The following is a 23,964-nucleotide window of genomic DNA, read 5'->3' as shown; positions in this document are numbered from 1 at the left end:
ACGACGCCCTTGCGCTGCTAGTCTGGCCGCGTTCGCTTTCACATCACAAGGGCTATCATGATATTGCTATTTTGCGGCCTGTCCGGCGCCGGCAAGTCGACACTTGCCAATAGCGTTAAAGACCGTCTTGGCCGACAGTCCGTTCCTGTTGAAGTCATCGATGGTGATCCGTATCGCGCACGCTTGTTCACCGACCTGGGTTTTTCGCGCCAGGACCGCGTCGAGAATCTGCGCCGCCTCGGCTACCTCGCCGATAAATTCGCCGCGCACGGCATCGTTACGATTGTCAGCGCCATTAGTCCTTATGACGACGTGCGCAAGGAACTGGTCGCGCTCTATCCCGACGTGAAAGTGGTGTTCATCGATTGCGCGCTCGACGAACTGCGGCGGCGCGACACCAAGGGCTTGTACCGGCGCGCCAGCCTGCCCGACGATGCGCCGGACAAGTTGACGTGCCTGACCGGCGTCAACGATCCGTTCGAGCCGCCGTCCGAACCGGACCTGTACTTCAACACCCGCGACAGCGGCGTCGCCGAGTGCACCGCGCGCATCTGCGAGTATGTGCTGGGCCAGACCGCCTTCGTCAACCGCAGGAGGGCGCGGCATGGCCAATGACGTCCTGGTGATCGCCGGGATGCACCGCTCCGGCACATCGCTGATCACGCACTGGCTGCATGACTGCGGTTTGCAGGTCGGCGAGCGTCTGGTGGGCGCGGGCACCGGTAATGTCGAAGGCCATTTCGAGGACGAGGATTTCTTCCAGCTGCATCAGCAAATCCTGATCGACAAGGGTCTTCATCCCGATGGTCTGCATCCGCCCGAGGCGTTGACGCCCAGCGCGCGCGAGCAGGCCGAAATGCGCTCCCTCATCGCCGCCAGGAATTCCAGCTTTCCGCAGTGGGGCTGGAAGGAGCCGCGCACCTGCCTGTTTTTGGACACATATTCGGCGCTGCTGCCGCAGGCGAAGTATCTGGTGCTGCTGCGCGATTACGAGGAAGTGGTGCATTCGCTGCTCAAGCGCGACTTCAGCCTGCTCGATCACAGGTACGAGGCAAAAAGCTGGCCGTATCGCGTGGTGTGGAAGTGCCTTTACCGGTCGATGCGGCAGGCGCGGCATCGCCGCAAGCATCGCGAGCGCTACCTGAAAGCCTGGCTGGTGTACAACCGGATGATCTTACAGACGCTGGACAAGCTGCCGAAGCATCGCTACCTGGTGGTGAGCTACAAGTCGATGCAAAGCCAGTGCGCCGAGGTGTTCGGTTTCCTGTCGTCGCACTGGTCGTTCCGGCTGCGCTACAAAAAATTCGCCAGCGTGTACCGCAGTGAGCTAATCAGCCGCAAGGCCGACGTGGGGCCGGTGGCGGTCGACCCCACCCTGCTGGCCGAGGCGCGGCAAGTCGGCACGAATCTGCAGCTTTACCTGGATTGCAGTCAGCAGCGCCTGGCCGCAATACGGGCGGTGAGGTTTGACGACGACAGGCTTCCTTCCTCTGTCCATTGTCAGTGACGAGCGTGCGCGGAGCGCTTATTTGCGCTCGGCCTTCTTCGCCGGCTGGTTAGTGCAGGTCGTATTGTCCTTGTGCGCGGTGGAGATGTTCTCGCCGCCGCTGGCATCGACGCCGCCTTGCGGGCGGTGGCAATCGGCCTTGGCGCCCTTGGGCGGTTTGTTGTCGAAGCCCGGCTTGCTGGTCGGCTGCATGCCGGCGTTGCCGTTCTGGGCGCCGGTGTTGGCCTCGGCCTCGCCCTTGGCCGCGCCCTTGGACTGGAAGGCCGTGGCGCCGGTGCTGCCGGTGGGCTGGACGACGTCCTTGTCGGACATCGGTTTGCTTTGCGCTTGCGCGCCCGCGCTGAAGCCGGCGGCCAGGCATAAGGCAGCGATGCCGGCGGCTGCGCGGGCTTTGGTGAGATGGGAGATCATGATCGTTCCTTCCGTTCTGATGACATCGTATTGTTTCACGGTCATAACGATCGCCAAGTAGGATTCCTGCCCGTGTTCAAGTCGGACACGGGGTGGTCAGGAATCCATCCAGGTTATCCCTTGCGCGGTTCGGCCGGCGGATAGCAGAAGCTCGCACCGCCTTCGACGCGGTAATTATCGACCATCTTGTACCGCATCGCGTACAGCGCGAACAGGCCGGCCGTGAGCAGCGCGAAGCCCGCGAAGAAGAACATCTGGAACGCGATGGAGCTCATGCCGCTGGTGGCGATATGCGCGCCGACGGCGTCGTTCTTCACCCCCGAGTTGACGATCAACACCCACAGATTGCCGACCGTGACGGCCAGATACCAGAAGCTCAGGATGATGCCCTTCATCGGCGCCGGCGCTTGGCTGTAAGCGAATTCCAGGCCGGTGGCCGACACCAGCACCTCGCCCAACGTCAGCAGCGCATACGGCAGTAGTTGCCACAGGATGGAGACCTTGTCGCCGCCGTCCATTTGCAGCTGGATGGCACCGATCACGATCCACGCGGCGCCGGACAGCGCGATGCCCATGCCCATGCGGCGCAGCGGCGTCGGCGTGATGCCGATGGCGCGCATCAGCGGGAACAGCGCGATGTTATTCAACGGGATCAGCAGCATCACCAGGATCGGATTGATGGCCTGCATCTGCGCTGGCAGCAAGGTGAATTCCCAGCCGAAGATCGACAGCAGCGGGCTGTCCATGGCGTTGGCCTGCACGATCCAGGTCGACGCCTTCTGGTCGAACAGCGACCAGAATGGCGTGATCATCGCGAACACGATCAGGATGCGCAGCACGGCGCGCACGCCTTCCACCGCTTCGTCGGTGTGCAGGCCGCGCGCGCGTTCCAGCTGCATCGACACACCGAAGCCGCCGAAGGCCAGCAACAGCACCAGCGCGGTACAGGCGGCGATGACGAAGCCCCACTGCGGCGTCATGCACAGCGACAGCACCGCGCCGGCCGCGCCGATGCCGGCGACGATCAGGCCCGGACGCGATTTGCCGGGCGCCTTGGCGAACAACGCGGTGCGGGCGACGCTGCTGAAGGAATCCGGATTGGGCGCGGCGGGCGGCACGTGCACATATTTTTTGCGCCCGATCCAGAACACCAGCGTGGCGATCGCCATCAGGATACCGGGGATGCCGAAGGCCACGGCCGGGCCGTAGTCGCGCAACATCAACGGCATCAGCAGCGAGGCGAAGAAGGAGCCGAAGTTGATGATCCAGTAGAAGGCGTCGAACACCAGCTTGGCGCGGTTCTTGTTGGTCTGGTCGAACTGGTCGCCGACGAAGGCCACCACCAGCGGCTTGATGCCGCCCGAGCCGAAGGCGATCAGCGCCAGGCCGAAATAGAAGCCCTTGAGGTTGTCCTCGAAGATCGCCAGGCAGGCGTGGCCCGCCACGTAGATCAAACTAAACCAGAACACCGTCTTGTATTTGCCGAAGAAGCGGTCGGCCAGCCAGCCGCCCAGCAGCGGGAAGAAGTACACGCCAATGACGAAGGTATGGAAGATGTGCTTGGCCTCGGTGGTGCGGTCGGCCATCGGAATGAACAGTAAAAGCGTGCTCAGAAGAAATGGCGTGAGGATGTTGCGCATGCCGTAAAAGCTGAAACGCTCGCAGCCTTCGTTGGCGATGATGTAGGGAATTTGTCGGGGCATCGGCCCGTTGCCGTTGGCGATAGCGCTGCTAGTCACTCGTTTCTCCTAAAATTTGTGTAGTTTGACTACTCATTTTTGTTTTATGAATTCCGATAAAAACTCATAACTAATTGATTTGTTTGGATTAATTGTGGTAATCCCAAATCTGGTGCACGATTGAAAAAAACAATATCGTGATGTATATTCTCTACAAACTCATCCGCGCATCTTCCACGACACGCAGCCAACCCCGGATTCTCTTATGACTAAGCAACTAACTCAAGTTTCCCCGCACACTAAAGACTGGTATCGCGAAGCCATCATCTACCAGGTTTATCCGCGCAGCTTCCTTGACACCAACGGCGACGGCATCGGCGACATGCCCGGGATTACGGCAAAGCTGGACTATATCGCATCGCTGGGCGTGGACATCGTCTGGATTTCGCCATTTTTCAAATCGCCGATGAAGGACTTCGGCTACGACATTTCCGACTACTGCGACGTCGATCCGATGTTCGGCACCCTGGCCGACTTCGACGTCATGATCGCCAAGGCGCATAGCCTGGGCCTGAAGATCATGATCGACCAGGTGATGGCGCACACCGCGGAGGAGCATCCGTGGTTCAAGGAGAGCCGGGCCAGCCGCGACAATCCGAAATCCGACTGGTACGTGTGGTCCGACCCGGCGCCGGACGGCAATCCACCCAACAACTGGATGTCGGTGTTCGGCGGCTCGTCGTGGCAGTGGGACACGCGCCGTCGTCAATACTATCTGCATAATTTCCTCGTTAGCCAGCCGCAGCTCAACTTCCACAACCCCGAAGTGCAGCAGGCGCACCTTGATGCGCTGCGTTTCTGGCTCGAACGCGGCGTCGACGGCATCCGCCTGGACGCGTCGAACTTCCACTTCCATGATCCTGAGTTGCGCAGCAATCCGCCGGCCGTCAACCGCGACACCGCCACCGTGTCGGACGTGAACCCGTACGGCATGCAGGCCCACGTCTACGACAAGAGCCGTCCGGAGAACCTGCCGTTCCTGCAAAAGCTGCGCACCCTGCTGAACGAATACCAGGCGGTGTCGATCGGCGAAGTGGGCGCCGACGATTCGCTGGCCGTTATGGCCGAATACACGGCGGGCGGCGACAAGCTGCACATGGCCTACAGCTTCAACCTGCTGGTGCCCACCTGTTCGTCGCACTACATCCGTAAACAGGTGGAGCAGTTCGAGGCGCGCGTCAAAGGCGGCTGGGCCTCGTGGTCGGTCGGTAACCACGACGTGCAGCGCGTCGCCACGCGCTGGGGCGGACCGGGCGCGCCGAAGGCATTCGCCAAGATGATCCTGGCGATGCAGCTGTCGCTTAAAGGCACGCCGTGCCTGTACCAGGGCGACGAGCTGGCGTTCGCCGAGGCGGACGTGCCGTTCGAACTGCTGCAGGACCCGTACGGCATCACCTTCTGGCCGGAGTTCAAGGGCCGCGACGGCTGCCGCACGCCGATGGCGTGGACCGGCGGGGCCGATGGCGGCTTCACCACCGGCAAGCCATGGCTGCCGGTGTCGCCGGACCATATCGCCAAGGCGGCGGCGGTGCAGGAGTCGGATGCCGAATCGTCGCTGGCGTTCACGCGCAAGTTCATCGCCTGGCGCCGCAAGCTGCCGCAGCTCACGCGCGGCGACATCCAGTTCTTCGACACGCCGGAGCCGGTGCTGGCGCTGCGCCGCGACGCCGACGGCGAGCGCGGTATCATCGCCATCTTTAATCTAGGTGGGGCGCCGGTCAGCTTCACGTTACCGCAAGTAGCGGGCGCCGAGCAGATGGAAGGTTACGACCTGCCTGGAACGGTGGATGGCAGCCAGGTGCAATTGCCGGCCTTCGGCGCCTGGTTCGGGTACGCACGCGCTTAACCCGCACGGCTGACCGGGGTCGTACCCCGTACGGGGTACGACCCCTAAGTGGTGACGCGGGCGTATCGCAAAAGGCGGTCGGGTTTACGCCTTTACTTCTTAACACCACATATTTCGGGTATGCTTCCGCCAACTGTTTTGACTGAATCGAACGATGAAACAAGCTGAAGTGGACCAAAAACTCAACCGCACGGCGTTCGCCGACGGCCCGCGCCTGCTGGCCGACATCGGCGCGACGCACGCGCGTTTCGCTTTGCAAACGGCCCCCGGCGAATTCCGCGCCGTGCGGGTGCTCAAGTGCGACGACTTTAGCGACATCGTCGCCATGCTGCGATCGTACCTGTCCGACCACGCCGACATCACCTTGAACCACGCCGCGCTGGCGGTGGCCAATCCGGTCAGCGGCGACCATGTCCGCATGACCAACCGCGACTGGGAATTCTCCACCGACGAAGTGCGCCGCGCGCTCGGCCTGCACACTTTATTAGTGGTGAACGACTTCACGGCGCTGGCGATGTCGCTGCCGGGCCTCAAGCCTGCCGACTTGATGCAGGTCGGCGGCGGCAAGCCGGCGTCGAACTCCGTCATCGGCGTGCTGGGACCGGGCACCGGGCTTGGCGTGTCCGGCGTGATCCCGACCGTCGATGGTTTCGTCACGCTCGGTTCCGAGGGCGGCCACACCAACTTCGCCCCGGCCGACGAGCGTGAATATTCGATCCTGCAGTACGCGTGGCAAACCTGGTCGCACGTTTCGACCGAGCGCCTGATCTCCGGCCCCGGCATGGAGATCATCTACCGCGCCATCGCCAAGCGCAATGGCCGCCAGGTGCGCGACCTGACCTCGCAGGAGATCATGGCCGGCGCGCTGACCGACAAGGACCCGTTGTGCCTCGAAGTGCTGGAATGCTTCTGCGCGATGCTGGGCGGCGCTACCGCCAACCTGGCCGTCACCCTGGGCGCGTTCGGCGGCATGTTCATCGGCGGCGGCATCGTGCCGCGCATGGGCGAATGGTTCGCGTCGTCGCCGTTCCGTTCGCGCTTCGAGGCCAAGGGCCGCTTCACCAGTTATCTGTCGGAGATTCCGACGTACGTGATCACCACGCCGAATCCGGCCTTCTATGGCGTGGCGACGATTCTGTCCGAGCACCTGCGCGGACGCAGCGGCGCCAACACCCTGATGGAACGCGTGCAGCATCTGCAGCACGAACTGACGCCGGCCGAGCAGCGCGTCGCGCAACTGGTGCTGGAGCAGCCACGCCTGGTGCTCAACGAACCGATCGCCGACATCGCGCGCCTGGCGGAGGTGAGCCAGCCGACGGTGATCCGTTTCTGCCGCTCGCTCGGTTTCCTCGGCCTGGCCGATTTCAAACTGAAGTTCGCCAGCAGCCTGACGGGCGCGATCCCGGTGCGTCACAGCCAGGTGAGGGTGAGCGACAGCACGCACGATCTGAGCGCCAAGGTAATCGACAATACCGTTTCCGCGATCTTGAAATTCCGCGACCAGCTGGATGTGCGCTCGCTGGACAAGGCGATCGCGCTGGTGGCCAAGGCCAAGCGGGTCGAGTTTTACGCGATGGGCAATTCGCGCGTGGTGGCGCTGGATGGCCAGCACAAGTTCTTCCGCTTCCGCATCCCGACGTCGGCGTATGGCGACTCGCACTTGCTGACGTTGGCGGCCGAGCTGCTCAATCCGGGCGACGTGGTGATCGCCATTTCCAATTCGGGCAAGCTGCCGGATCTGCTGGAAGCGGTCGACGCGGCGCGCGCGGCGGGGGCGGACGTCATCGCCATCACCGCCAGCAACTCGCCGCTGGCGAAGAAGGCCAGCGTCTGCCTGGCGGTTGATCACACGGAGGACAGCACCACGTTCCTGTCGATGATTTCGCGCATATTGCAGCTGCTGCTGATCGACATCCTGTCGGTGGGCATCTCGCTTGACACGCAGAACTCGCGCGTGGTGGTTCAACAGAAAGCCAAGAGCGGCGAGAGCGACAACCGGCGCCTGCTGATCTCCCACCTCGACAGCTGACCGTAAGACGACGGCAATCCAATCCCAAAGGCAGACCTTGATGGTCTGCCTTTTTCATTCCGGGGTCAGGTCCACCATTTCTACACGGGCTAAGCCGTATCGCGCCCAGACCGACCATTTGTACGTGCTAGGCCTCAGTTCGTGTAGAAATGGTGGACCTGACCCCGGAGTTGCTTTTACGGTTGTTACAAATCGGCGCTTGAACTCTTCCTGAAATAAGCTAAGATATATCTTAATAAGTTATATCTTAACTTGTTATATCTGAAGAAGGAGTTCAAAATGTTTCGATTTTCACATCACTCTCATCATCCGCACGCGGCGCATGGTCCACACCACGGCGGTGGGGGTGGTCGCGGTCGCGGTCCGAAAATGTTCGATGCCGGCGCCATGCGCTACATCGTGTTGCAACTGATTTCTGAAAAGCCGCGTCACGGCTACGAGATCATCAAGGAGCTGGAACAGCGTTCCGGCGGCGGCTATACGCCCAGCCCGGGCGCGATCTATCCGTTACTGTCGATGCTGCTCGATATGGGCCATGTCGCCGCCGCCGCCGATGGCAACAAGAAGCTGCATACGATTACCCCGGAAGGCGAGGCGTTCCTGGCCGAGAACCGCCAGTTCGTCGATGCCATCGTGGCCCGCATGAGCGATCCGGCCGAGTCGCGCGACGACCTGCGCACGATCATGCATGAGCTTAAGCACGCGGTCATCGCGCAGGGCCAGGAGAACCATCCGAGTGCCGCCAAGCTGGAGCACATCCGGGCGATCCTGCGCCGCACGACGGCCGAGATCCTGGCGCTGGAGTGAGCATGGCCGTTCCCCCCGCTTCGACCCTGACCCCGGCGCGCGAGCGCCTGGTCCTGTGGCTGCTGGCGCTGACCCAGTTCACCGTCATCATGGATTTCATGGTGATGATGCCGCTGGCGCCGCAGCTGATGCAGGCCTTCGCCATCACGCCGGCCGCCGTGTCCGGCGCGGTGTCGGCCTATGCCTGGTGCGCCGGCTTGTCCGGCCTGCTGGCGGCGATGTATATCGACCGCTTCGACCGCAAGCAACTGCTGCTGTGGATGTTCGCGCTATTCACCCTGTCCAACCTGGCGTGCGCGGTCGCGCCCAATTTCCATGTGCTGGTGCTGTCGCGGGCGTTCGCCGGCATGACCGGCGGCGTGCTCGGCGCGATCGTCATGGCCATCATCGGCGACCTGATTCCGGCCCATCGGCGCGGCGCCGCCACCGGCATCGTGATGACGTCGTTCAGCCTGGCGGCGGTGGTCGGGGTGCCGACCGGCGTGATGCTGGCGGCGCACTTCGGCTGGGCGTCGCCGTTCTATCTGCTGGTGCTGTTCTCGCTGGTGATCTGGTCGCTAGCGGCGCGGGCGCTGCCGTCGATCGCGGGCCATTTGACGCAGCGGGTGCCGCTGTCGGCCGTGCTGCCGAATTTGATCGGCCTGTACCGTGTACCGAACCACCTGAGGGCGTTCGCGCTGTCCTTCGTCAACATGACGACGGGCATGCTGGTGATCCCGTTCATTTCGCCCGTGCTGGTGAACAACCTCGGCGTCAAGCCGGCGGAGATCACCTATGTGTATCTGGCCGGCGGCCTGGCTACGCTGGTCAGCGCGCGCATGGTGGGCAAATGGTCCGACCGCGCCGGCGCCCACAAGGTCTACCGCTATCTGGCACTGTTGTCGGTGCTGCCGATGATGTTCATGACGCATATGCCGGTCATGCCGCTGGTCGCGGTGATCCTGTTCTTCCCGTTCTTCATGACGGCGGTGTCGGGACGCACGATTCCCTTGCAGGCATTGATGACGACCGTACCCGAGCCGTCCAAACGCGGCGCCTTCCTCAGCGCCAATTCGGCGATCCAGCAACTGGGCAGCGGTGTCGGCGCCTTGCTGGGCGGCCTGACCTTGCATGCCGACGCGGCCGGCCACATCCTCGGTTACGGCTGGAACGGCTGGATCGCCGCCGGACTGACGGCGTTCTCGGTGCTGTGGGTGGGGAAGGTGGCCAGCGCGGCGGGCGTCACGCCGGCGCCGCGAGAGCGCCAGGCGGCCTAGGGTCAGCCGTCGATGTTGATGCGCTTTTCCGGATGCTTTTCGCGGCGCCAGCGCGCCAGGCTGATGACCTCGTCGTTGGTGGCGTCTTCCACCAGGATCTCGTCGTCGCTCGACGAGACCAGGAAGCTTTCCCAGCGCTGCGCCGATTCGGCGCTGTTTTCGACAAAGCTGAACTGCCAGTAGCTTTTGCCGTTGAGCTTGCGCGGGGTCGGATCGTATTCGATCAGCGCGCCCCGTACTTTTCCGCCGGAGCTTTTCTCCAGCATCGACGACCACTGTTGCAGTTCCGGCAGCGCCATCAGCGCGGCGGCGGCTTGTTCCTTGGTGCGGGTGGCCTTGGGCTCGGCCGGCGCGGACGGTTCGCTGGCCGCCGGACGCGGCGCGGTGGCGCGCGGCGCCTTGCTGGCCGGCGGCGCCTTGCTGGCGACGGCCGGCTCGGCCGGCTTGACCGGCGCGGGCGGCAGCGTCACCGGCGGCGTGTTGCTAATATAAACACCCACGCCGATGGCCAGCGCGACGGCGGCGGCGCCGGCGATGGCCAAGGTGCGGGGGGACGGGGAACGAGATGCCATAAGGGATAGCCTGGACTATTTTGTTGACGGCCATACTAAACCAAAGGCATCCATCGGGCAACTTCAACCCTCCAGTTCGCCTATGAAAGCGCGTGTTTTTGCAGGAAACAGCAGATATTGGGCGTCAGCATGCCCGGAGCTATGCCCAGCCGGCGCGCCAGCCACAGCAGCGGCCGCAGGCTGCGGACGTCGGCGCCGCCGCGCAAACGCGAACGCAGTAGGAAATTATCGGGTTGCGCGGTGTCCAGATTGTCGTAGTGGGGGCCGAAGCCGCGCCGCATCGCCCACGGCCAGACGCCGCGCGGCAGCGGTTTGCCGAGCAGGCGGTCTATCCAGCGCGGCAAGTAGTTGACCAGCCAGCGCCCGCTGTGCGCCTCGCGCGGCCAGATCCGGTTGCTCGAGCCGGTCAGCAGGATCAGCCCGCCCGGCGCGAGCACACGGTCGAGCTCGCGCTGCACGGCCGGCAGCTCGGCCGGCGCCACGTATTCGAGCACGCTGTTGCAGGCGATCAGGCTGAACTGCCCGTCGGCGAAGGGCAGGCGGCGCGAGTCGGCCACGTGGGCGAAGTCGATGTTGTCGATGCCGTAGCGCTCGGCGTTCAGGCGCGCCAGCGCGACCCAGTCGGCCGAATCGTCGGTGGCGCAGACCTTGGCGCCCAGGTAGGAGAACAGGATGGCCGAGGCGCCGATGTTGCAGCCGAATTCGAGGACCTGCATGTCCGGCAGGCGCAGGGGCATGACGTCCAATACCATGCGCAGTTGATCCCATTCATAATCGACCTTGCCGCCGATCCACGGGTCGCGCGGCTTGAGTCCGAGCTGGCGCGCCAGCGTGTCGAAATCTTGCTGTTTGGTATGCTGATGGACGTCGACTGTGCTCATGGAACCTCCCTTGTTGAATTGCGTCTCAACTATAGGAGGCTAGGCGCCGGGACCGCTTGTCTTGGCGCAAACCGGCCGGGCGTCGCCGAATGCCCAAGGTCTATATTATTGTCTATATTATTTTGGTATCAGTTGCGCGAGATAATTCATTGGCGGCACTATAGCCATTTTTGTACCATCTTCGCACCATAAGAAAAGGACTTTGACTAGTGGATAAGACAATTCTGGGCGTCGACTGGGGCACCAGCAACCGGCGCGCCTATCTGATCGACCAACAAGGCAACTGCCTGGCGGAACACGAAGACGGCCAGGGCATGCTGGCGGTCGGCGGACGCGAGCGTTTCAGCGCCTCGCTTGGCGGCTTGCTCGATGCCATGCACCTCGGTAGCGACGTGCCGGTGATCATGTCCGGCATGGTCGGCAGCGCCTCCGGCTGGCAGGAAGTCAACTATCTGGACGCGTCCGTGCCGCTGACCGAGCTGCCGCGCCATTTGGCGCCCGTCACCGATCCGGCCTGGGCCGGCCGCTGCCATATCGTTCCCGGCTATTGCTACCGCAACGGCGCCGCCGTCGACGTGATGCGCGGCGAGGAAACCCAACTGCTCGGCGCCGTGGCGCTGGGCAAACGCGACGGCTGGCTGGTGTTGCCCGGCACCCATAGCAAATGGGTGCTGCTGCGCGACGGCGTGATCCAGTCCTTCGCCACCTACATGACCGGCGAGTTGTTCGCCATGTTGTCGGCCGGCGGCACCCTGTCGTCGATGATGGCCGGCGACACCACCGACGCCGAAGGCTTCGCCGCCGGCCTGAACCAGGCCGCGCGCAACGAGCCGCTGTCGAACACCTTGTTCCGCGTGCGCGCCGGCGTCGTCTCGCGCACCTGGCCGCAGCAGCAGGCCGCGGCCGTCGTCAGCGGTTTGCTGATCGGCGCCGAGTTCGCCGCCGCTGCGCGCGAAGTGCCGGCCGGTGGCAACGGCGCCGGCATCACCGTCATCGGCTCGCCGGCGCTGGCCGCCCGCTATGCCGCCGCCGCCGCCCACTTCGGCTTGCAGTGCGAAGTGCTCGATCCCCATCGCGTGTACTGCACGGCGATTTCCCAATTCATCAAGCAGGGCTGATCATGACTATTTCCCATCCAACCACGCCGCTGGTCGCCATCTTGCGCGGCCTGCAACCAACCGAGGCCGTGGCCGTCGCCCAGGTGCTGTTCGACGCCGGCTTCCGCGCGCTGGAAGTGCCGCTGAACCGCCCGGGCGCGCTCGAGTGCATCGCCTCGATGGTCAAGCTGAACCTGCCTGGCACCCTGGTCGGCGGCGGCACCATGCTCAACGTCGAGCACGTCGAAGCCGTCTACGAGGCGGGTGGCCGCCTGCTGGTGTCCCCGAATTGCAATCCGGCCGCGATCCGCCGCGCCGCCGACCTGGGCATGTACTGCGCGCCCGGCGTGGCTACGCCGACCGAGGCGTTCGCCGCGCTCGACGCCGGCGCCCACGCGCTCAAACTGTTCCCGGCCGAGATGATCGGCCATGGCGGCCTGAAGGCCATGCTCAGCGTGGTGCCGGCCGGCACCCCGATGTGGCCGGTCGGCGGCGTCACGCCGGAGACGATGGCCGGCTGGTTCAAGGCCGGCGCGACCGGCTTCGGCATCGGCGGCGCGCTCTACACGCCCGGCGTGACCATCGAGCAGCTCGGCGAGCGCGCGACGGCCTTCGTCAACACCTGGCGCGGCCTGGCCGCCTGATTCTTTCCATACCGGGATAAAACCAATGAGCAAGCATGACGTGCAATGTCTGTGGGAAGTGGGCGCGCAACTGGGCGAGGGCCCGTTGTGGGTGGCCGAACAAAACCGCCTGTATTTCGTCGACCTGAAAAATCAAACGCTGCACGCGCTCGACACCGTCAAGGACGAGCGCCACAGCTGGAAAATGCCGGACTACATCTGCTGGCTGATCGCCCGCCGCGATGGCGACGGCTTCATGGCCGGCCTGCGCGACGGCATCGCCCGCGTCTGGCTTGAGCCGGAGCTGCGCATCGAGTACGTGGCGCGTCCTTTCCCCGAAGGCAGCGGCCTGCGCATGAACGACGCCAAGGTCGACGGCACCGGCCGCATCTGGGCCGGTTCGATGCACAACACCGACTACGCGCAGGCGATCGGCATGTTGTTCCGCCTCGACAAGGACTTGACCTTGACCGTGGCCGACGACGGCTATCACATCTGCAACGGCCCGGCGTTCAGCAACGACGGCGCCACGATGTACCACACCGACAGCTTCGAGGGCCGCACCTACGCCTATCCGCTGGCGGCCGACGGCACGTTGGGCGAGCCGCGCGTGTGGCGGCAGTTCGAATTCGACGCCGAAGGCGCGCCGGACGGCATGACGGTCGACAGCGAAGGCTGCGTCTGGATCGCGCAATGGGGCGGTTCCCGCGTCTGCCGCTACTCGCCGCAAGGCGAACTGCTGGAAACGATCCGCGTGCCGGTGCGCAATCCGGCCTCGTGCACCTTCGGCGGTCCCGACCTGAAAACCTTGTTCATCACCACCGCCAGCGAGGACAACACGCCCGAGGAGTTGGCAAAGTTCCCGCTGACCGGGGCGCTGTTCTCGGTGCGGGTGGAAGTGGCCGGCGTTCCCGCCGCGCGCTTCGGTTAATCGCCACTAACCGCGCCGGCACCCCGGCGCGGCATTCCGAAATCAAAATGTGCCGCGCGACGCGGCGGGGGGAGGTGCGCACAGGTGGCCGGCAACACGGCGTAGTAAACACTATAAAAATCAATAAGACACTGGAGACACAATGAAATTCAAGAATTTGCTCGCCGCGGTCTGCGGCGTGGCGATGGGCCTTGCCGCGTCCGTCGGTTCCGCACAAACCTTCGCCAACGGCGCCGACGTCGGCTGGGTCAGCCAGCAGGAAGCCAGCGGCTACTCCTTCTATAACAACAGCGGCGTCAAGACCGATCCCTTCGTGCTGCTGAAGAATCTGCAAATCAACTCGATCCGCTTGCGCGTGTGGGTCAATCCGAACGGCGGCTGGAACGACGGCGCCGACGTGCTCTACAAAGCCAAGCGCGCCGCCGCGCAGGGCCAGCGCATCATGATCGACTTCCACTACAGCGACAGCTGGGCCGATCCGGGACAGCAGACCAAACCGGCCGCCTGGGCCAACCATACACTGGCCCAGCTCAACAACGACGTCTACAGCCACACCCAGGGCATCTTGAATTATCTGAAGACCAACGGCATCAATGTCGAGTGGGTGCAGGTCGGCAACGAGATCAACAGCGGCATGCTGTGGCCGGAAGGCAAGACCACCAGCTTCGGCAATCTGGCCGGCCTGATCAACAGCGGCTACAACGCCACCAAGGCCGTCTATCCGAACGCCAAGGTCATTCTGCACCTGGCCAACGGCCACGACAATGCCGTGTTCCGCTGGTTCTTCGACGGCGTCAAAGGCGCCGGCGCCAAGTGGGACGTGATCGGCATGTCGCACTATCCGCCGGCCTCGGACTGGACCAACTACAACAACAAGATCTCCACCAACATGTGGGACATGGTGTCGCGTTACGCCAAACCGGTGATGGTGACCGAGGTCGGCATGGACTGGACCCAGGCGGCGACCTCCAAGGCCATGATCGCCGATCTGCTGAGCAAGACCAAGGCGCTGGGCTCGAATGGCCTGGGCGTGTTCTACTGGGAGCCGCAGGGTTACCCGGGCTGGCAGGGTTACACCATGGGCGCCATCGACGCCAGCGGCAAGTTCACCATCGCGCTGGACCCGTTCTAAGCCACACGGTCCCGGGAATTACGTCGCGGCTTGCTGGGCCGCGACGCTCAACGTCCAGTTGATGCCGTAGCGGTCCTTCAGCATGCCGAACAACGGCGTCCATTGCGCCGACTGCAGCGGGGCGGTGACCGTGGCGCCGGCGGACAATTTTTCCCAATATGCGCGGATCTCGTCCTGTGTTTTTGCTTCGAACGCAATCAGGAAGGCGTTTTCGCCCGGGTTCCAGGACGTGTGCGACGGCACGTCGTAGGCCATCACACGGAAACCGTTATCGGCAGCCACCTGGCCCCACATCAGCTGGTCCGCCTCCGCTTCGTTGGTCACCTGGTTGAAGTCCTTGTACGTGATGGCATTGACTTGTCCGCCAAATACGGATTGATAGAAATTGAGCGCCTCGCGCGCCTGGCCGCGGAAGTTTAAGTGGATGACGGCGCTGACGGTTGCTGGTTTCATGTTGAACTCCGGTTGAAAAAAGGAAGCTCATTCTAGCCAGCGGCACCGTCAGTTTCTGTCAGGAGTCGGCGCTTCCCATCGCCGATATCGGTGGCGGCGCGGATGGATTTGCGGTATCGGCGAAATCGGGTGAGAATGCGTCGCTTGAACATTACAGCGGCGCCATCATGCAGAAACCATCGATCAGATATTTACACCTCGCCCCGGAAAACGACTTGCCGGCACTGGAAGGCTTGACCGCCTTTAAAGCCATTGTCATGGTCGAGGCGGAAGTGCCCGAGATGACGCGCTGGGACGTCAGCCGCTGGCTCGTCGAGTCCGGCTGCAGGTATGCGCTCGCGTGGGGCGATCAATGCGAGGCCTGGCGTGAGTCGATCGACGACGCCAGCCTGGAGGCGGCGGACTATGAGGACGTGCCGGAAGACCAGCAATTGATGGCGACCGCGCATGAGGACGAGGACTTGAGCGAAGTCTTCTGGTTCGCCAAACACCGCGCCTCGCATCCGGCGCTGGAGCTGCCCGAGACGTTGATCCTCCACATCGCCGACGAGCCGCGCCGCGAAGAGATCGAGGCTGAGTTCCGCGACGCCTGAGTCTTCGGATCCTTCATGATGGCGGTCAAACTTAGGCCGCGCCCGGCAAAAGGACGGCGGAACGCCGGCTTATCATCAAAGCCCACGTTCCCGCTGCGACGGAGGCCGGCGTCATGAATCACAAGCGTATCTACTATTCCTGCTGTACTTCGCTGTCGTATTTCATCTGCGAGCGATATTACGGCAAGTATCATTACGTGTGGTGCACGCCATATTTTGATGCTTCTTCGCGCATGAGCCAGAACAATTGCGTGCCAACGACGTCTAATCCGAGAGAGATTTATTGGTCGTTGAGAAAAGAGGTGGAGGCGGGAGATCTGCATTCCTTCAAGATATTCCACACCCGTAGCAATATTTTGCTCGGCGCTGATGCCAAGCTCAAAGCGGGTGTGATCACTGCTTCGACCCATAATGAGATACTGGAAATCGTCATGCTGGCGCAGATTCACGAATTCAAACCATTGCTTTTGGTGATCCCGGGTATGCCGGTCTGCCGTTTGTTGCAGCCTGTTGCTGTCAGCAAAAGGGCTTCTGTCTTGTCAGAAGAGTTTTTCATCGAAAGCCTGCCGAGAAAGCTTTTCGATGCCATTGAATTGTAAGGGGAGATGATGATGGATATGCTTAACCTTGTTGAGTCGGTTCCGCGCATGGTCGCAACTGAAGCCATTAATTACTGTATGCGGGCGTTGTCGCAGGTCGGTACACCCATTGAGGTCCAGCGGGACTATTTTCACGATACAGCGTCGAGCCGGCCCACCCCCGAAGCCGTCGACCTTGCCAAGACCATACTCAGCAAGATTGAAGAGGAGGAGGGGATTGACCTTGATCATCTCGACGTGCGAAAGGCGGAGATGTATATATGTGAGCTCGGCATGGCCAGCGATGAGCTGATCTTGCGTATGGAAGGCTTCAATCGCGAACGCGGTGCTGAGCTGGTGCGGCAGCTGTTTTACAGTGAACCGTAGAATAGCCAGCCCTTATGACGGGTTGTGCCGTTGCAGATCCAGCCCCAGCGCGGCCCTGCGCAGCCGGCCGTTGCGGCGCACGTAATCGACAGCGCCGCGCGTGTCGTACATCAGCTGGTAGTGGTAATAGTTGATGTGCTCCAGCGCGGCGAATGCCAGCAAGCCGCACGACCACCACAGGTCCGCAGCCCCTCCACCGGTCAACGCGATAAACATCACCACCCCGGAGATCGCCACGATGTTCGAATATTTAAAGAAGCTGTACAGCGGCTGGAAATACGCGGGCAAGGGCTGACGCCGCACCGTCGACTGTAGCTTCAGCTGCCAGTACAGCATGCCCTGCAACAGGATGTAGACGACCATCGCCATGGTCGCGCCCCGCATGCCCCATGCCACCGGAGCGCCCGATGTGTCCCATACCATTGACAGGACGGTGGGCAAGGCCACGGCGGCGAATCCTTCGCCGTTGCGCAAATAGGTCATCCGGGCGCGTATCGTCTGCATGTGTTGGACTTTCTGTTGCGGAATTGCTAACTCTATCACAGGCCGGACCGCAGCAGACGTCGGCCGCCCTTACTTGGGCGCGCCGGCCGGCGCCGTGACCAGCACGTCGTCATCCTTGCTCCAGGCCGGCGACGTGATCGCGTAGAAGTCGAGCGGCACGCCTTTGCTGGCGCGGATCGAGCGCACGGTGCTTGGCTGGATGACGATGTACGAGCCCGGACCTATCGTTTGCACGTGGCCGCCGGTCCAGATCTCGCCGGTTCCGCTGAGGACGAAGAACGATTCCTCGCCCTCCTTGTTATGGCTCCACGGACTGGCCTTGCCCGGTTCCAGATGAAACAACGCGACGCTGACCTTGTCGCTGCGGGCGCCGGCGGGCGCGGTCCTGCCGCTCAATTCGCGCAAGGTGACGCCGGGTGCGGCCGTGATGACGGGCAGGCTGGCCGGATCGATGACGGGCGGGGTTTGCGCCGATGCGAGGACTGGCAGGGCGGCGAACAGCAGGGCAAGTGGTTTCATGGCTATCGGGGAAAAAGCGCGAGTGTAGCAGACGGCGGGCGCATAAAAAAAGCCAGCTTCCGAAGAAGCTGGCTTTTCCATGCAGCGGGGCTGGCTCAGCCTGGGCTGGGCCGGCCGGCAATTACATCATGCCGTCCATACCACCCATGCCGCCCATGCCACCCATACCGCCCATGCCGCCGCCGGCTGGCTTGTCTTCGGTGACTTCGGCAACCATGCAGTCGGTGGTCAGCATCAGGCCGGCGATCGACGCTGCGTTTTGCAGTGCCGAACGGGTGACCTTGGCTGGATCCAGCACGCCCATTTCAACCATGTCGCCATAGGTGCCGTTGGCGGCGTTGTAACCGTAGTTACCCGTGCCGGCCAGGACCGCCGCAACGACGACCGAAGCTTCTTCGCCGGCGTTTTGCACGATCATGCGCAGTGGCTCTTCCATGGCGCGCAGAACGATCTTGATACCTGCGTCCTGGTCCGGGTTGTCGCCTTTGATGGTGATCGAAGCGCGGGCGCGCAGCAGGGCTACGCCGCCGCCTGGCACGATGCCTTCTTCCACTGCGGCGCGGGTGGCGTGCAGTGCATCTTCAACGCGGGCTTTCTTTTCTTTCATTTCAACTTCGGTGGCGGCACCGACTTTGATCACCGCAACGCCGCCGGCCAGCTTGGCCACGCGCTCTTGCAGTTTTTCACGGTCGTAGTCCGAGGTCGCTTCTTCGATCTGCACGCGGATTTGCTTGACGCGGCCTTCGATGCCTTCGGCTTGGCCGGCACCGTCGATGACGATGGTGTTTTCCTTGCCGACTTCGATACGCTTGGCTTGGCCCAGCTCTTCCAGCGTGATTTTTTCCAGCGTCAGGCCGACTTCTTCGGCAACCACTTGACCGCCGGTCAGGATCGCGATGTCTTCCAGCATGGCTTTGCGACGGTCGCCGAAGCCAGGAGCCTTGACGGCGCAGGTTTTCAGGATGCCGCGGATGTTGTTCACAACCAGGGTCGCCAGCGCTTCGCCTTCGATGTCTTCGGCGATGATCAGCAATGGACGGCCGGCTTTGGCGACTTGTTCCAGTACCGGCAGCAGATCGCGGATGTTCGAGATTTTCTTGTCGCACAGCAGGACGAATGGATTGTCCAGGATCGCGACTTGCTTCTCTGGGTTGTTGATGAAGTATGGCGACAGGTAGCCGCGGTCGAACTGCATACCTTCAACGATGTCCAGCTCGTCGTTCAGCGACTTGCCGTCTTCCACGGTGATGACGCCTTCCTTGCCGACTTTTTCCATCGCTTCAGCGATGCGCTCGCCGATCGACGCGTCCGAGTTGGCCGAGATCGAACCGACTTGGGCGATTTCCTTGGTGGTGGTGCATGGACGGGCGATCGCGGCGATCTGCTCGACGGTGGCGGCGACGGCCTTGTCGATGCCGCGCTTCAGGTCCATCGGGTTCATGCCGGCGGCAACGAACTTCATGCCTTCGCGCACGATGGCCTGGGCCAGCACGGTGGCGGTGGTGGTGCCGTCGCCGGCGTTGTCGCTGGTGCGGGAAGCAACTTCCTTGACCATTTGCGCGCCCATGTTCTGCAGCTTGTCCTTCAGTTCGATTTCTTTCGCGACCGACACGCCGTCCTTGGTGACGGTAGGGGCGCCGAACGAACGTTCCAGCACGACGTTACGGCCTTTAGGGCCCAGGGTGACTTTAACGGCGTTGGCCAGGATGTTGACGCCTTCGACCATTTTGGCGCGCGCTGCGTCGCCGAAGATTACTTCTTTAGCTGCCATGTTGTTTCTCCAGAATTAGGTGATGAGTGGAACCGTGTGCCAAGTAGATTTACTTGACGACGATTGCCATGATGTCTTCTTCGCGCATGACCATCAGTTCTTGACCGTCAACTTTGACGGTCTGGCCGGCGTATTTGCCGAACAGAACGCGGTCGCCTACTTTGACATCCAGCGGACGGACTTTGCCGTCTTCGAGAATCTTGCCATTGCCGACGGCGAGCACTTCGCCTTGATCCGGTTTTTCAGCGGCCGCATCAGGGATGATCAGGCCGGACGCAGTTTTGGTTTCCTGGTCGAGGCGTTTGACGATTACGCGATCGTTCAAAGGGCGAAGGTTCATACAAAACTCCTTAATTAGCATTGGTACAGTTTGTTGTTGTGCCGATCATGCCTAAATGCTCAGATTGCCACAACGGAAAGTTGTCGAGGGCGCTGTTAGCACTCTCTCGGAACGAGTGCCAATTATAGGGACGACCCAACCGTATTTCAAGGCGCATACCTTGAGAAGGCACAAAAAAGAGGGGGAATGTTGCAAAGTGACTAGGAATTGGAGCGCCGGGCGCCTTGGCGCGCGGCGTTCCGGGAGGATCAGGGGTCCAGCGGATCGGCCGGATCGATGCGCAGCGACTTGGCCGACGGCCGGAACGTCAGCTCGGTCGGCGACAGGCGCGCGCCGACGGTGCCCGGCAGGTAGCCCAGCTCCTTCAGGTTGCGCGAGGTGAACTCCTGGCTTTCGATGTAGCGGCTCTGGTTGGTGTAAGTGACGATCAGGCTGTCCTTGTCCAGCGGCGCGCCCATCGCGATCAGCCGCCGCGTGACGTTGCGCAGGTTGGTCGTGGTGTGGCGCGCATACGGCTCGATGATGATGGCCTCGGCCGGCACGCCGAAGCGTTCGATCAGCGCCTTGCGCATCTCCACCGCCTCCACGAAGCGCGTGCCCTTCGGATGCACCGAGGCGCCGCTGAAGATGATGAACGGCGCCTCGCCGTCGGCGAAGCGCTTGGCCGCCAGCCGGACATTCCACTTGCCGCGCGCGCTCAGCGCCATGCCCACGTTTTCCGGCCCGATGCCAGGAATGATGATCGCCGAATAGCGGTACAGCTTCCAGTCGATGATGCCCGAGCGGCCAAGGGCGCCGCCGTTGTGGGCAAGGTCCAGCGGCTCGAAGGCGACGGCGTCGGCGCGGTCGTTGGCGTCGAGCAGGGCGAGCGCCAGCGGCAGGCTGGGGTCCAGCGGCAGCACGGGATCGTCCTCGCCGGCCTTGGCCAGCGCCAGCGCGTCCTTGACGGCGGCGTTGAACAAGGTGCTGCCGGGCGCGTCGATCGGGCCGTCGACCAAGGGATAGCGCGGCGCCGATCCTTGGCCGTACACCTGGATGATGCTGTTGAGTCCGCGCAGTTCGCGCGCCACCTGGGCCTGCGCGCCATCGTCGGCCAGCGTGGATTTGCGCCATGCCGTGGCGGGCGCCTTCGCGGCCCGGGACGCGAAGTCGTTGATTTCGGCGTCGGTCCACAGGCTGGCGCCCAGCACGCAGGCGGTGTCCTGCTGGCAGGCGTCGATGCGCGCGCGGCGCGCGGCCGGCGCCGTGACGGCGGGCCGGGCGGCGCCCAGGTCCACCAGCGCGGGGAACAATTGATTGGCCAGCAGCGCCCAGTGCTTGTCGCGCACCGGGGCGGAGTGGACTTGCTGCGCCAGCAGCAGCGAGATGACGATGGCTGCCGTCCTGGATTTTTTGATCATGTGGTTCACTCCGTTCACCATGCCTTGCTCAGCACCAGACGGGCGCTGCGGCCGAACACCGGACGCCCGTAAATCGCTTCTTTCGTACCTTGACCGGCCAGCGCATCGGTCCGGGTGTTGCCTTCGGTTATACCTTTGGCGTTGGTCAGGTTGTCGCCGACGATCTGCAGCCGCCAGTCGCCCTGGCTGACCGAGAAGCCGGCGCCGATCGAGTGGTAGGCCGGCATCGCGGTGGCCTCGAAGAAGTCGACGTAGCGCTTGCCCGTGTAGGCGTAGCTGCCGTACAGCTCGACCAGCTTGTCGCCGACGTTGAAGTTGAAGTTCGGACGGATGTTGCCGAACACCTTGGGCTCGCGGATGATCTGGTTGCCCACCACCTTGGACGGATCGGCGCCGGTGGCGCTGACGAAGTTGCGGTATTGCGGGTCCTGGACGGTCAGCGAACCGTTGATGGAGAAGCGTTCCGTCACGTGCCAGGCGCCGTCGAACTCGGCGCCGCGCACCACCGCCTTGCCGAAGAACGGCACGGTCTGGTCGTTGCGTCCGGTGACCGGATTGAAGGCCGTGAACGAGGCGTTGAGCGGATCGAATTGCGTGTAGAAGCCGGTCACGTACAGGTAGGAGCGGCCGGCGGCCATCTTGAAGCCCGCCTCATACTGGTCCGCCTTGGTGGTCAGCACCAGCGGATCGACCGAGGAGGCCACCTGCATCGACGGCGGCACTTCCAGGTGCGACACCCGCGCGTAGCCGCCGAAGCGTTGCGAGAAGTCGTAGTTGGCGCCCAGCGTCCAGTTGACGGTGTTGAAGTTGTACTTGTGCTCCTGCCGGGCGCCGGTGAAGGCGCGCGTGGTGTCGTCGGCCAGGGTGGCCCGGTCGCCCAGGTTGAGCTGCTTGGTCAGCAAGGCGTAGCCGTCGTAGTGATAGCGTTCCTTGCGCACGCCGCCGTCGAGGCGCAGGCCGTCGATTACTTCCCACGTATCGTTGACATAGAGCGCGCCCATCCTGGCGTCGACATCGCCCTGGTTCAGCGTGGTGGTATAGCGCAGCACGCCGTTGTCGGTGACCGAACCGAGCACCGCGCCGGAGGCCGAATAGGCGAGCAGGTCGAGCGTGCGGGGCTTGCCTTGCACCTCGATCAGCATGTCGTTGTAGACGGTCTTGCTGGTCTGGCCGTAGCCGCTGCCATAGACGCCGATCTTGACATCGTGGTTGCCCAGACCGGTCTGGAAGTTGCGGGTGATATTCACGTCGGCCTGGTTCGAGTAGAAGTCGGACCCGGCGCCCCGGTACTGGGCCTGCATCACCAGGCCCGAGGCGGCCGCCGGGTTGTACACCTGCGCGCCATTGCTGCCGGCGATGGCGTAACCCAGGCGGTCGACCGGCCCGAACGCGGCCTTGGCGGCGGTCATGAAGCCGTTGGCGAACTGGGTGGCGTCGGCCGGGTTCGAGGTCGAGTAGAACGCGTCGAAGTCCAGGGTGCCCTTGGTCATGCCGCCCTTGGCCGACAATTGCCACTGGCCCAGCTCACCCTCGTAGCGCACGCCGAGATTGCCGTATTCGAGATGGCGGCCGTTGGCCAGGTCGCGCGTGTCGGTTTGCAGCTTGCCGGCGCCGTCCTGGTATTTCTGCGGCACGGCGCGCAACGACGGCGAATTCATCGTGCCGTCGAAGTAGTCGATGTATTTGTCGAGCGACACCGCCGGATTGCGCGGATCGGAGATCGGGATCGGCAGGTAGAAGGTGTTGTGGTCGTTCAGGTAATTGGCGCTGACGGTCAGCGTTCCGGACTCCAGCACGCGCTTGATGTTGCCGCGAATCTGGCCGCCGCGATCGTTCGGGAAGCCGTTGTCGCGGTGGCCGTCGTCGCGGCGCACGAAGCCGCCGACCGCGTAGAAAGTCTTGTCGTCGATCTTGCCTGCCTGGTAGGCGTCGATACGGCCGAGGCCGGTGGTGCCCAGGGTCAGTTGCGCCTTGCCCTTGGTGGTCTCGGTGCCGGTGACGGTGCTGCTGTTGACGATGGCCGCCGCCTGGCTGGCGTAGATCGATGCCGGCCCGCCGCGCACTACCTCCAGCGTCTTCGTCATCAGGTCGTAGCGGTTCAAACTGTCGCCACGGAAGAAGAAGCCATTCATTTCCGTGAACAGCGGCAAGCCGTCCTGCTGGAACAGCGCCAGGCCGTCATCGGTCGGAATGCCACGTACGCGGGTGATGTTTTGCACTTCGCCGCCGGTCGCCTCGACCTGGATGCCGGGCAGCTTGCCCAGCAGGTCGGCCATGTTCTGCGGCGCCAGTTTTTGCACGTCGTTTTGCGACAGCGAATTGACCGCGTACGAGACGTCGAAGCGGCGCTGCGGACGCGCCGATCCGGTCACCACCACACTGGCGATGTCCGCTTCCTGACCGGCTGGCGCCGCTGGCGCGGGCGTCGTTTCCGCGGGCGCGGTTTGGGCCAGGGCGGGGCCGGCGACAGCGCACAAGGCGCCGATCGCCCAGTTGCGGGCAAGCTTGTTCTTTCGCTTCAACATAGATTTCTCCGGATGGATGAGTGGGCGTGATCGAGCCGGAGTATAGCCACGGTATTGTGGTAT

General features: G+C 63.1%; 24 protein-coding genes. 13 read left to right on the top strand and 11 right to left on the bottom strand.

Going from position 1 to position 23,964, the window contains the following annotated elements; genetic code table 11:
* Positions 1-57: 57 nt before the first annotated feature.
* Both cysC and MRBLMU1_RS15585 read left to right on the top strand, forming a co-directional pair.
* A complete protein-coding gene (gene cysC / locus MRBLMU1_RS15590) occupies positions 58-615 on the top strand; it encodes an adenylyl-sulfate kinase (RefSeq protein WP_363502910.1) in 558 nt (185 codons plus the stop codon).
* Entirely contained in the window at positions 605-1,507 is a 903-nt protein-coding gene (locus MRBLMU1_RS15585) for a sulfotransferase (protein ID WP_363502908.1), read from the top strand. Before cysC ends, MRBLMU1_RS15585 begins: the two co-directional genes overlap by 11 nt.
* 18 nt (positions 1,508-1,525) lie before the next feature.
* On the opposite strand, the gene MRBLMU1_RS15580 is transcribed toward MRBLMU1_RS15585, so the two are convergent.
* Both MRBLMU1_RS15580 and MRBLMU1_RS15575 read right to left on the bottom strand, forming a co-directional pair.
* A complete protein-coding gene (locus MRBLMU1_RS15580) occupies positions 1,526-1,918 on the bottom strand; it encodes a hypothetical protein (protein ID WP_363502906.1) in 393 nt (130 codons plus the stop codon).
* A gap of 113 nt (positions 1,919-2,031) precedes the next feature.
* The gene (locus MRBLMU1_RS15575; protein WP_363502965.1) at positions 2,032-3,621 is read right to left on the bottom strand and encodes an oligopeptide:H+ symporter; all 1,590 of its coding nucleotides are present in this window, start codon (positions 3,619-3,621) and stop codon (positions 2,032-2,034) included.
* A 241-nt stretch (positions 3,622-3,862) separates the two neighbouring features.
* Between MRBLMU1_RS15575 and MRBLMU1_RS15570 the strand changes: the two genes are divergently transcribed.
* The 4 genes from MRBLMU1_RS15570 (at position 3,863) to MRBLMU1_RS15555 (ending at position 9,595) form a co-directional block, all read left to right on the top strand.
* Positions 3,863-5,503 carry an alpha-amylase family glycosyl hydrolase gene (locus MRBLMU1_RS15570; RefSeq protein ID WP_363502904.1) on the top strand — a complete coding sequence of 547 codons (1,641 nt, stop codon included), beginning with the start codon at positions 3,863-3,865 and terminating at the stop codon, positions 5,501-5,503.
* 154 nt (positions 5,504-5,657) lie between these two features.
* Complete coding sequence (locus MRBLMU1_RS15565) at positions 5,658-7,532, top strand: glucokinase (protein ID WP_363502902.1); 1,875 nt, start codon at positions 5,658-5,660, stop codon at positions 7,530-7,532.
* Positions 7,533-7,901: 369 nt separating this feature from the next.
* The gene (locus tag MRBLMU1_RS15560) at positions 7,902-8,339 is read left to right on the top strand and encodes a PadR family transcriptional regulator (protein ID WP_363502900.1); all 438 of its coding nucleotides are present in this window, start codon (positions 7,902-7,904) and stop codon (positions 8,337-8,339) included.
* Positions 8,340-8,341: 2 nt separating this feature from the next.
* A complete protein-coding gene (locus MRBLMU1_RS15555) occupies positions 8,342-9,595 on the top strand; it encodes an MFS transporter (protein ID WP_363502898.1) in 1,254 nt (417 codons plus the stop codon).
* A gap of 2 nt (positions 9,596-9,597) precedes the next feature.
* On the opposite strand, the gene MRBLMU1_RS15550 is transcribed toward MRBLMU1_RS15555, so the two are convergent.
* Together MRBLMU1_RS15550 and MRBLMU1_RS15545 are read right to left on the bottom strand one after the other, a co-directional pair.
* Complete coding sequence (locus MRBLMU1_RS15550; RefSeq protein ID WP_363502896.1) at positions 9,598-10,167, bottom strand: hypothetical protein; 570 nt, start codon at positions 10,165-10,167, stop codon at positions 9,598-9,600.
* An 80-nt stretch (positions 10,168-10,247) separates the two neighbouring features.
* Positions 10,248-11,048 carry a class I SAM-dependent methyltransferase gene (locus MRBLMU1_RS15545; RefSeq protein ID WP_363502894.1) on the bottom strand — a complete coding sequence of 267 codons (801 nt, stop codon included), beginning with the start codon at positions 11,046-11,048 and terminating at the stop codon, positions 10,248-10,250.
* A gap of 209 nt (positions 11,049-11,257) precedes the next feature.
* Here MRBLMU1_RS15545 and MRBLMU1_RS15540 point away from each other — a divergent pair, with 209 nt between their 5' ends.
* The 4 genes from MRBLMU1_RS15540 to MRBLMU1_RS15525 all read left to right on the top strand — a co-directional run bounded on the left by MRBLMU1_RS15540 (position 11,258) and on the right by MRBLMU1_RS15525 (position 14,831).
* On the top strand, positions 11,258-12,166 hold the full coding sequence (locus MRBLMU1_RS15540; RefSeq protein ID WP_363502892.1) for a 2-dehydro-3-deoxygalactonokinase: 909 nt from the start codon (positions 11,258-11,260) through the stop codon (positions 12,164-12,166).
* A 2-nt stretch (positions 12,167-12,168) separates the two neighbouring features.
* Positions 12,169-12,789, top strand: a complete 621-nt coding sequence (locus tag MRBLMU1_RS15535; RefSeq protein ID WP_363502890.1) for a 2-dehydro-3-deoxy-6-phosphogalactonate aldolase — start codon at positions 12,169-12,171, stop codon at positions 12,787-12,789.
* A gap of 25 nt (positions 12,790-12,814) precedes the next feature.
* Positions 12,815-13,699, top strand: coding sequence for an SMP-30/gluconolactonase/LRE family protein (locus tag MRBLMU1_RS15530; protein ID WP_363502888.1), 885 nt, complete (start codon positions 12,815-12,817; stop codon positions 13,697-13,699).
* A 142-nt stretch (positions 13,700-13,841) separates the two neighbouring features.
* Complete coding sequence (locus MRBLMU1_RS15525; RefSeq protein WP_363502886.1) at positions 13,842-14,831, top strand: glycoside hydrolase family 53 protein; 990 nt, start codon at positions 13,842-13,844, stop codon at positions 14,829-14,831.
* An 18-nt stretch (positions 14,832-14,849) separates the two neighbouring features.
* On the opposite strand, the gene MRBLMU1_RS15520 is transcribed toward MRBLMU1_RS15525, so the two are convergent.
* Entirely contained in the window at positions 14,850-15,284 is a 435-nt protein-coding gene (locus tag MRBLMU1_RS15520; RefSeq protein ID WP_363502884.1) for a VOC family protein, read from the bottom strand.
* 167 nt (positions 15,285-15,451) lie between these two features.
* On the opposite strand from MRBLMU1_RS15520, the gene MRBLMU1_RS15515 reads away from it, so the two are divergent.
* From MRBLMU1_RS15515 to MRBLMU1_RS15505, 3 genes are all read left to right on the top strand, one after another.
* Positions 15,452-15,877, top strand: coding sequence for a DUF7684 family protein (locus tag MRBLMU1_RS15515; protein ID WP_363502882.1), 426 nt, complete (start codon positions 15,452-15,454; stop codon positions 15,875-15,877).
* A gap of 113 nt (positions 15,878-15,990) precedes the next feature.
* A complete protein-coding gene (locus tag MRBLMU1_RS15510; protein WP_363502880.1) occupies positions 15,991-16,476 on the top strand; it encodes a hypothetical protein in 486 nt (161 codons plus the stop codon).
* A 6-nt stretch (positions 16,477-16,482) separates the two neighbouring features.
* Positions 16,483-16,842, top strand: coding sequence for a hypothetical protein (locus tag MRBLMU1_RS15505; protein ID WP_363502878.1), 360 nt, complete (start codon positions 16,483-16,485; stop codon positions 16,840-16,842).
* Positions 16,843-16,854: 12 nt separating this feature from the next.
* On the opposite strand, the gene MRBLMU1_RS15500 is transcribed toward MRBLMU1_RS15505, so the two are convergent.
* From MRBLMU1_RS15500 to MRBLMU1_RS15475, 6 genes are all read right to left on the bottom strand, one after another.
* A complete protein-coding gene (locus tag MRBLMU1_RS15500; protein WP_363502876.1) occupies positions 16,855-17,346 on the bottom strand; it encodes a hypothetical protein in 492 nt (163 codons plus the stop codon).
* A 69-nt stretch (positions 17,347-17,415) separates the two neighbouring features.
* A complete protein-coding gene (locus MRBLMU1_RS15495; RefSeq protein WP_363502874.1) occupies positions 17,416-17,865 on the bottom strand; it encodes a cupin domain-containing protein in 450 nt (149 codons plus the stop codon).
* 121 nt (positions 17,866-17,986) lie between these two features.
* Positions 17,987-19,636 (bottom strand): chaperonin GroEL, encoded by a 1,650-nt coding sequence (groL, locus tag MRBLMU1_RS15490; protein ID WP_363502872.1) that lies wholly within the window; start codon positions 19,634-19,636, stop codon positions 17,987-17,989.
* A gap of 49 nt (positions 19,637-19,685) precedes the next feature.
* Entirely contained in the window at positions 19,686-19,976 is a 291-nt protein-coding gene (groES, locus tag MRBLMU1_RS15485; protein ID WP_008451606.1) for a co-chaperone GroES, read from the bottom strand.
* A 248-nt stretch (positions 19,977-20,224) separates the two neighbouring features.
* Entirely contained in the window at positions 20,225-21,376 is a 1,152-nt protein-coding gene (locus MRBLMU1_RS15480) for a YdcF family protein (protein WP_363502869.1), read from the bottom strand.
* A 14-nt stretch (positions 21,377-21,390) separates the two neighbouring features.
* The gene (locus tag MRBLMU1_RS15475) at positions 21,391-23,901 is read right to left on the bottom strand and encodes a TonB-dependent receptor (protein ID WP_363502867.1); all 2,511 of its coding nucleotides are present in this window, start codon (positions 23,899-23,901) and stop codon (positions 21,391-21,393) included.
* Between the last annotated feature and the right edge of the window lie 63 nt (positions 23,902-23,964).

It is taken from the genome of Burkholderia sp. LMU1-1-1.1, from assembly GCF_040675865.1.
GTDB lineage: Bacteria > Pseudomonadota > Gammaproteobacteria > Burkholderiales > Burkholderiaceae_D > Rugamonas.
Note: the sequence above shows the minus strand (reverse complement) of the source record. Positions and strands in the feature narration are given on the sequence as shown.

Coding starts and splice junctions, on each gene's coding strand:
- groES (WP_008451606.1), bottom strand. CDS start 19,976: ATGAACCTTCGCCCTTTGAACGATCGCGTAATCGTCAAACGCCTCGAC.
- MRBLMU1_RS15535 (WP_363502890.1), top strand. CDS start 12,169: ATGACTATTTCCCATCCAACCACGCCGCTGGTCGCCATCTTGCGCGGC.
- MRBLMU1_RS15510 (WP_363502880.1), top strand. CDS start 15,991: ATGAATCACAAGCGTATCTACTATTCCTGCTGTACTTCGCTGTCGTAT.
- groL (WP_363502872.1), bottom strand. CDS start 19,636: ATGGCAGCTAAAGAAGTAATCTTCGGCGACGCAGCGCGCGCCAAAATG.
- MRBLMU1_RS15555 (WP_363502898.1), top strand. CDS start 8,342: ATGGCCGTTCCCCCCGCTTCGACCCTGACCCCGGCGCGCGAGCGCCTG.
- MRBLMU1_RS15560 (WP_363502900.1), top strand. CDS start 7,902: ATGTTCGATGCCGGCGCCATGCGCTACATCGTGTTGCAACTGATTTCT.
- MRBLMU1_RS15495 (WP_363502874.1), bottom strand. CDS start 17,865: ATGAAACCACTTGCCCTGCTGTTCGCCGCCCTGCCAGTCCTCGCATCG.
- cysC (WP_363502910.1), top strand. CDS start 58: ATGATATTGCTATTTTGCGGCCTGTCCGGCGCCGGCAAGTCGACACTT.
- MRBLMU1_RS15480 (WP_363502869.1), bottom strand. CDS start 21,376: ATGATCAAAAAATCCAGGACGGCAGCCATCGTCATCTCGCTGCTGCTG.
- MRBLMU1_RS15585 (WP_363502908.1), top strand. CDS start 605: ATGGCCAATGACGTCCTGGTGATCGCCGGGATGCACCGCTCCGGCACA.
- MRBLMU1_RS15565 (WP_363502902.1), top strand. CDS start 5,658: ATGAAACAAGCTGAAGTGGACCAAAAACTCAACCGCACGGCGTTCGCC.
- MRBLMU1_RS15570 (WP_363502904.1), top strand. CDS start 3,863: ATGACTAAGCAACTAACTCAAGTTTCCCCGCACACTAAAGACTGGTAT.
- MRBLMU1_RS15545 (WP_363502894.1), bottom strand. CDS start 11,048: ATGAGCACAGTCGACGTCCATCAGCATACCAAACAGCAAGATTTCGAC.
- MRBLMU1_RS15530 (WP_363502888.1), top strand. CDS start 12,815: ATGAGCAAGCATGACGTGCAATGTCTGTGGGAAGTGGGCGCGCAACTG.
- MRBLMU1_RS15575 (WP_363502965.1), bottom strand. CDS start 3,621: ATGCCCCGACAAATTCCCTACATCATCGCCAACGAAGGCTGCGAGCGT.
- MRBLMU1_RS15520 (WP_363502884.1), bottom strand. CDS start 15,284: ATGAAACCAGCAACCGTCAGCGCCGTCATCCACTTAAACTTCCGCGGC.
- MRBLMU1_RS15475 (WP_363502867.1), bottom strand. CDS start 23,901: ATGTTGAAGCGAAAGAACAAGCTTGCCCGCAACTGGGCGATCGGCGCC.
- MRBLMU1_RS15515 (WP_363502882.1), top strand. CDS start 15,452: ATGCAGAAACCATCGATCAGATATTTACACCTCGCCCCGGAAAACGAC.
- MRBLMU1_RS15550 (WP_363502896.1), bottom strand. CDS start 10,167: ATGGCATCTCGTTCCCCGTCCCCCCGCACCTTGGCCATCGCCGGCGCC.
- MRBLMU1_RS15525 (WP_363502886.1), top strand. CDS start 13,842: ATGAAATTCAAGAATTTGCTCGCCGCGGTCTGCGGCGTGGCGATGGGC.
- MRBLMU1_RS15505 (WP_363502878.1), top strand. CDS start 16,483: ATGATGATGGATATGCTTAACCTTGTTGAGTCGGTTCCGCGCATGGTC.
- MRBLMU1_RS15500 (WP_363502876.1), bottom strand. CDS start 17,346: ATGCAGACGATACGCGCCCGGATGACCTATTTGCGCAACGGCGAAGGA.
- MRBLMU1_RS15580 (WP_363502906.1), bottom strand. CDS start 1,918: ATGATCTCCCATCTCACCAAAGCCCGCGCAGCCGCCGGCATCGCTGCC.